General features: G+C 75.1%; 5 protein-coding genes and 1 pseudogene. 3 read left to right on the top strand and 3 right to left on the bottom strand.

Annotation, left to right across the window (positions count from 1 at the left end):
- Positions 1-290 precede the first annotated feature (290 nt).
- Positions 291-746 (bottom strand): annotated as a pseudogene (locus ACFV4N_RS36820) (nucleotidyl transferase AbiEii/AbiGii toxin family protein); the annotation flags it as partial.
- Between the two features lie 503 nt (positions 747-1249).
- Positions 1250-1906: a hypothetical protein gene (locus tag ACFV4N_RS36825; RefSeq protein ID WP_499677293.1), complete on the bottom strand. Its 657-nt coding sequence runs from the start codon at positions 1904-1906 to the stop codon at positions 1250-1252.
- 239 nt (positions 1907-2145) lie between these two features.
- On the opposite strand from ACFV4N_RS36825, the gene ACFV4N_RS36830 reads away from it, so the two are divergent.
- On the top strand, positions 2146-3705 hold the full coding sequence (locus ACFV4N_RS36830) for an alkaline phosphatase D family protein (RefSeq protein WP_499677294.1): 1560 nt from the start codon (positions 2146-2148) through the stop codon (positions 3703-3705).
- 46 nt (positions 3706-3751) lie between these two features.
- Here ACFV4N_RS36830 and ACFV4N_RS36835 read toward each other — a convergent pair whose 3' ends face one another.
- Positions 3752-5926 carry an MMPL family transporter gene (locus tag ACFV4N_RS36835; RefSeq protein ID WP_499677295.1) on the bottom strand — a complete coding sequence of 725 codons (2175 nt, stop codon included), beginning with the start codon at positions 5924-5926 and terminating at the stop codon, positions 3752-3754.
- A 101-nt stretch (positions 5927-6027) separates the two neighbouring features.
- Here ACFV4N_RS36835 and ACFV4N_RS36840 point away from each other — a divergent pair, with 101 nt between their 5' ends.
- Entirely contained in the window at positions 6028-6747 is a 720-nt protein-coding gene (locus ACFV4N_RS36840; RefSeq protein ID WP_499677296.1) for a response regulator transcription factor, read from the top strand.
- A partial coding sequence (locus ACFV4N_RS36845) for a hypothetical protein (protein ID WP_499677297.1) occupies positions 6747-7121 on the top strand: 375 nt, incomplete at its 3' end. The genes ACFV4N_RS36840 and ACFV4N_RS36845, both read left to right, overlap by 1 nt.

Raw genomic sequence — 7121 nt, forward strand, 5'->3', positions numbered from 1 at the left:
GCATGGGCTGCGACGTCGCCCAGGGCTACCTCATCTCCCGACCCCTGTCCGAAGACCGCTTCGAAGCCTGGCTCCGAGCACGAACCGTGCAGGTCGGGACGGCGGGGAGGGTCGTGGTCTTCTTCGACGGTCGGGACGGGGGTTCGCGGGGGGACTGAGCGGGGTGGGGAGGTCGAGGACCACGTCGGCCCGCGCCGCCGTGAGCTGCGCTTCGCCGGCCCACCCCGCGGGGTGCGCTCGGCGAGCAACACGGCGTCGTACAGGTCCTTGCCCTGCGGGTACACGTCGGTCGCCAGCCACTGGAGCTTCCAGGCCAGGGACAGGGCCGGCGACGCGGCGAGCACCCCCGTGCCCAGCGGCGGGACCTCGACGGTGACCGGCGCGTCGGGCAGCTCCTCGTTGAACACCAGGTCCACCTGCACCACGCCCCGCGGCAGGCCCTCGACGTCGAACGGGAACACCAGCCGCCGGCCCGGCACCCGCTCGTAGGTCCAGATGTGCTCGGCCGCGACCTGGTCGGCGCGCAGGCCCGGACCGGGGTCGGCGGCGACGGCGGCCACCAGGCCCTCCAGCAGCGCCCGCGCCTCCGGGCCGTCCGGGGCGAAGTTCTTCGGCACCACCACGAAGTCCAGGTCGCCGGGTTCGCGGGCGGCCTCGCCGAGCCAGGCGCGGAGCGCGACGCTGCTGCGCAGCACCAGGTTCCCCGCCCACGGCGAGGCGGCCACGACCGCGAGCACGTGCGCCATCGCGGCCTGCCGGGCGGCCGACCAGCGGGCGCCTTCGGCCGGGTCGCCGAACACCGGCTCGCCCGCCCGGTAGGCGCGGTCGAAGTGCTTGAGCGCCGGGTCGAACACCCGGTGCTGCCGGACGTCCCGCCCCTCGGCCGGCAGCGGGCGGAAGGTCGACGGCTCGCCGCGGCCCCGGGACGCCGTGCTGCCGAACAGGTCGTCGCGCACGTCCTGCCGGTCGCCCCACCGGTGCGGTTCGGGCCACCCGCGGTCGACGTCCAGCGCGTCGTCGTGGACGACGTACTCCTCCTCGACCTCCAGCACCTCGTAGCCGCCGGCGCGCAGCGCGGCCGGCAGCGCGTCGAGCCGGGTGCGGGCGGTGGCGCGGCCGACACCCCGGCACCGCTGGGTGAGGAACCGATCCTCGTGCCGGCCGCGCCGCCGCCGGGCGTTGCGCGACACCCTCGCGGCGGTGTTGACGACCGCCCACCGCAACCGGTCGAGCGCGCCGCCGCGCACCGTCAGGCCCCGGTGGGCGGGGTGTAGGTGAGCACGGTGCGGGTCTCCGCGTCCCGCGGAGTGAACCGCTCGGGCACGTCGACCACCGCCGCCAGCATCTCGCGCGCCCGGTGGACCGGCACGTCGTCCGGGAAGGAGATGTCGCCCGGCGCGCGGTCGCGCAGCAGGACGCGGAAGCCGTGGCGGAAGTCCTCCTCGCCGAGGAGGTAGGTGAGGGCGACCTTGGCGGTCCAGTCGATGCGGTGGCCGGTCCCGGTCGCCTCGGGGGTGAAGACGAGTTCGTGGTCGGCGCTGGCGTCGTGGCCGAGCACGTGGGTGAACCAGGTCAGGTCGGCCCCGGGGCGGGAGAGGGGCAGCGGGTCGGCGGTCAGCCGGTGGGGGCGGGTCAGGCGGAACGGCCGTTCCGGCGTGCCCGCGAGGAGGTCGCCGAAGCCGTAGGAGGTCAGCCAGCAGCGCTCGTACTCCTCCCACGTCTCCGCCGAGGACCAGTGATCGGTTCCCGCGACGGCCTCGGACGGCGGGGTCTCCAGGTACGGCGCCGTGGTCAGCTCCAGGTTGAACCACAGGCGCCCGTCGTGGTCGAGCCTGCCGTTCCAGGCGAACATCGCGATCCGGTGGCCGTCGGGCCACGGGTTGCCGGGGAACCAGATCCTGCCCATCGCGCGGTGTGACCTCTCGTCGTCGCCGGAGGCGCGTCCGCGCCCTCCCGACGGGTTCGACGCACCGCGCGGTCACGCGGTTTCCGCGCCGTCCCGGCCGGGCCGGCTCACCGAGGAGTGGCGGCGGCGCGACCACGGCGACCGGGCGGTGCGGTCGGGAGAAGCCTGAGCCGAGAACTCCAGGGCCCGTTCACCTGGCGCTCGCCTGTCGGCCACCGGCGCGGGTTAGACAGTGCGCCGTGACGACCTCCATGGGCAGGCGGCAGTTCCTCGCCGCGCTCTCGACCACCGCCGGCGCGGCCGCGCTGTCCCAGGTGCCCGCCGACCACGCGGCGGCCGCGCCGCGGCCCGGCAGCCGCAACCACCCGTTCCGGCTCGGCGTGGCCAGCGGCGACCCGACGGCGACGGGCGCCGTGCTGTGGACGAGGCTCGTCCCGGAGCCGTTCGAGCCCGGCGGCGGGATGCCGCGCACCAGGGTGCCGGTCCAGTGGCAGGTCGCCCGGGACGAGGGGTTCCGCCGGGTCGTCACCGGCGGCACCGCGTGGGCGCTCCCGGAACTGGCCCACTCGGTCCACGTCGAGGTCGACGGCCTGACGCCGGACCGGGAGTGGTTCTACCGCTTCCGCTACCGCGGCGAGACCTCGCCGGTCGGGCGCACGCGCACCGCGCCGGCCGCCGGCGCCCCGGGTGGTTCGCTGGCCTTCGCGTTCGCGTCGTGCCAGGACTGGGCGAGCGGCTACTACCCGTCGTACCGGCACATGGCCGACGACGACCTCGACCTCGTGGTGCACCTGGGCGACTACGTCTACGAGGGCGGCATCCCGGCGGACGGCGGCCTCCGGCGAACCGGCACACCGGACGTGCTGAGGTCCGCGCCCCAGGACCTGGAGCGCTGGCGGATGCAGTACGCCCTCTACAAGGGCGACCCGGACCTCCAGGCGGCCCACGCGAGGTTCCCCTGGGCCGTCACGTGGGACGACCACGAGGTGAAGAACGACTACGCGGGCACCCGCCAGGAGCACGCCGGGGACGTCACCGCGCTGCGGGCCGCGGCCTACCAGGCGTGGTACGAGCACCAGCCCGTCCGCCGGGCGGCGCTCGACCGCGCCCGGATCCACCGGCGCCTGCGCTGGGGCCGGCTCGCCCAGCTCGACATCGTCGACGGCAGGCAGTACCGGAGCGTCCCGCCCTGCGGCTGGGGCGAGGCTGACGCGTGCACGGGCGGCTACGACCCCGACGTGACGATGCTGGGCTTCGCGCAGGAGAAGTGGCTCTTCGACGGGCTGGCCGCGTCCGAGGCCCGGTGGAACGTCCTGGGCAGCAACGTGATGGTGGGCCGGCTGGACCACGACGGCACGGCCGGCGACCGGCTGTGGCACGACGCCTGGGACGGCTACCCGGCCGCGCGCAAGCGGCTGACCGACACGTGGGTCCGGCACCGGGTCGCCAACCCGGTCGTGATCACGGGCGACTGGCACTCGACGTTCGTCAACGACATCCACCAGGACTTCGACCGCCCCTCGTCGCCGGTCGTCGGCACGGAGTTCGTCGGCACGTCGATCTCGTCCAACGGGGACGGCGCGGTGTACGGGCCGTACTACGGGCCGATGATCGAGCACAACCCGCACATCAAGTTCTTCGACGGCGACCGCCGGGGGTACGTCCGCTGCCACGTGGACGGTGCGCGGATGACCGCGGACCTCAGGACGGTCCCGACCGTGAGCCGTCGTGACGCGCCGGAGTCCGTCTTCGCGTCGTTCGTCGTCGAGTCGGGCCGGCCGGGGGCGCACCAGGTGTGACGGCGGCGCACCGCCGCCCGCCGCCCCACCCCGCGTGGAAGGCCGCTCAGCCGACCACCCGCCCCGCGGCCGGCCCCGCCACCCGGTCCGCGCCCAACGGGGATGGCGGCACGCGCAGCGGACGCGCGGCCCAGGCGGGCAGCCACCAGTTCCACCGGCCCATCACCGCCACCGCGGCGGGCACCAGCACCGACCTGATCAGCGTCGCGTCCAGGACGACGCCCAGCGCCACGCCCGAGGAGAAGACGACCACGTCCAGCTCGCCGCCGGCGGCCATCGAGGCGAACGAGAAGAACAGGACCAGCGCCGCGCACGTCACCAGCCGCCCGGTGCGCCCGACTCCGGCCACCACGGCCGTCGCGGTGTCGCCGGTCCGGTCGTACTCCTCGCGCATCCGCGCGATGACGAAGACCTCGTAGTCCATCGACAGCCCGTAGAGGAACGCGAAGACGGTCACCGGGACGAACGTGCCGACCGCACCGTCCGGCCGGATGCCCAGCAGCGCCTCCGTGCCCCACCCCCACTGCCACAGCAGCACCATCGCGCCGAGCACCGCGCCCAGCGACAGCAGGTTGAGCAGGATCGCCTTCAGCGGCAGCAGCAGCGACCGGAACGCCCGGACCAGCACGACGTAGGTGACCAGCGACAGCAGGGCCAGCATCCAGGGGAACGCGGCGTAGGTGACTTGGACGTAGTCCCTCTGCTGGGTGACGTTGCCGCCGACCAGGACGCCGTCCGGGACGGCGGCCACCACGCGCTCGACGGTCCGCTCGCCCTCGGCGGCGCCCCCTTCGGCGACCGGGAGCACCGTCACCAGGGCCGACCCGTCGCGCCGCCAGGGCGCGCCGGTCCCGGTCACCGCGCCGTGCACGCCGGGCAGGTCTCGCAGCCGCGCCACCACGTCCGCGAGGGGCGTGCCCGCGGGGACGAACACGTCGAACGAGGTGAGCACCCCGGACGGGACCCCGGCCGCCGACAGCGCCGACAACCCGTCCCGCCCGGGACCGGACGGGGCCAGGTCCGCCGTTTCCGGCACGCTGAGGTTGAGGCCCGTCGCCACCAGCGCGAGCGCGGCCAGCACACCGCCCGCCAGTGCCACGCCGAGCACGCGGAACCGCACGACGCCCCGCGCCCACGCCGTCCACCAGCGCCCCGCGGCCGCCTCGCGCCGGTCGACGCGGTTCCCCCGGTCGAGTCGCCGGCCCGCCGAGGACAGCAGCAGCGGCAACAGGGTCAGCGAGGTCAGCGCGGACGCGGCGGTGACCAGCGTGCCGCCGACGCCGAGGCTGCGCAGCAACGGGATCGGCAGCACCACCATGGTGAGCAGGCCGATGGCCACCACACCGCCGCTGAACGCGATCGAGTGGCCGGCGGTGGCCATCGCGCGGTGCACCGCCGCGTCCCCCTCGACGCCCCGCGCCCGCTCCTCCCGCCACCGGGCCACCAGGACCAGCGCGTAGTCGACCGCGATGCCGATCCCGAACAGCGGCAACATGATCAGCGTCGTCTCGTGCACCTCGACGAAGGCGCTCGCGAGCAGCAGGCCGACGAACGACACCGGCACCGCGACGAACGCCGTCAGCAGCGGGACGAGGGCCAGGGCGGACCGGAACACCCACGCCAGCAGCGCCACGGCCGCCGCGATGGTGACCGCCAGCTTGACGGGCACGTTCAAGCCGCCCGCGTCGACCCCGGTCGCCAGCGGGTCCAGGCCGGTCACGTGCAGGACCGCTCCCGGCGGCAGTGCGGGGCGCATGGCCGCGGCGACCACTCCGGCGAGGTCGGAACCCTCGCCGAGGGCGCTGCCGGGCAGCCCGCCCTGCTCCACCGGCGGGCCGAAGACGAGCCCGTAGGTGGTGCGGCCGTCGTCGCCGACGAACAGCCGGTCCCCGGTGTCGGCGAAGGACACCACCCGGGCGCGGCCGGCGTCCGCCGCGGCGGCGAACGCCTCGCCCAGCGCCGCGCGCACCCCCGGTGACCCGACCGTCGTGCCCTCCGGGAGGGTGACCACGGGGACGACCGGGCGTTCGTAGCCGCCCGTGCCGTAAGTGGACAGGATCCGCTGGTTCGCCTCGTACGCCGGCAGCCCGGGGTAGGCGTTGCGCTCCGAGACCGAGGGCAGCAGCAGGGCGATCGCGCCGCCACCCGCGAGCAGCAGGGCCGCGGCGAGCACGCCGACCAGGCGTTTGCGGCTCAGCACGAACCTGGACAGGTTTTCCATGCCCACCAGGTCACCAGCCGGGTCTTCCGGCGCCCTGCGACCGTTCTGGGAGTTCTCTGTCAAAACCGCTCACCGCGCCGGGCCTGCGGCACACTGTGCGCGTGACGGACAGATCGACCCGCGTCCTGGTCGTCGACGACGAGCGCTACCTCGCCGACCTGGTGGCCACGGCCCTGCGCTACGGCGGTTTCGAGACCGCGACGGCCAACTCCGGTGGCGAGGCGCTGCGCCGGGTCGGCACGTTCGCCCCGGACCTCATCGTGCTCGACGTGGTGCTGCCGGACGCCTCGGGCGTCGACCTGTGCCGCAGGCTGCGCCGCGAGGGCGTCCGGGCGCCCGTCGTGTTCCTGACCGCCCGGGACGCCACCGAGGACAAGATCACCGGCCTGACCGCGGGCGGCGACGACTACGTCACCAAGCCGTTCAGCCTGGAGGAGTTGGTCGTGAGGGTCCGGACCGTGCTGCGGCGCGCCGCGCCGGAGGCGCGCGGCGGCGGCGTGCTGCGCTTCGCCGACCTGGAGGTCGACGTGGACGCCCACTCCGTGCGCAGGCACGGCGAGCCGGTCGACCTGACGCCGACCGAGTTCAAGCTGCTGCGCTACCTGGTGGCCAACGCCGGGCGGGTGCTGTCGAAGCGGCAGATCCTCGACCACGTCTGGGAGTACGACTTCAACGGCAACGACGGCGTCGTCCAGACCTACATCTCCTACCTGCGGCGCAAGGTCGACGTGTTCGAGCCGCCGCTGATCCACACCGTCGCCCGCGTCGGCTACGTCGTGCGGCTGCCGGACTCGCGCCCCCGGCGGGGCGTGCCCGCCTGATGTCGTTGCGCGCGCGGCTCGTCCTGACCATGGTGGGCCTGTTGGCGCTGGCCCTGTGCGCCTCGGTCGGCGCGGTCTTCGGCGCCGTCCAGGACTGGTCCGGCGACGCCAAGGACGACGTCCTGGTCTCGGTGGGGCGCGGGTTCCGCGACGACCTGCTCTCGGGCTCCGCCCCGGCCGAGGTGCCCGGCCCGCTGCGGCCGGCCGCCGAACGCGGGGAGGTCCCCTCGTTCTTCCAGGTCCGCGACCCGGACGGGTGGGTGCGGGACACGGCGGCGACCGGACCGGCGCCCGGCCTCGCGAACCCGCTGCCCGCCGCGCTCCGGCCGGGGCCGGCGACGGCCGACAACCCCGACGGCGGGCGGTTCGCCGAC

It is taken from the genome of Actinosynnema sp. NPDC059797 (genome assembly GCF_042732085.1).
In the GTDB taxonomy this organism is placed as follows: domain Bacteria; phylum Actinomycetota; class Actinomycetes; order Mycobacteriales; family Pseudonocardiaceae; genus Actinosynnema.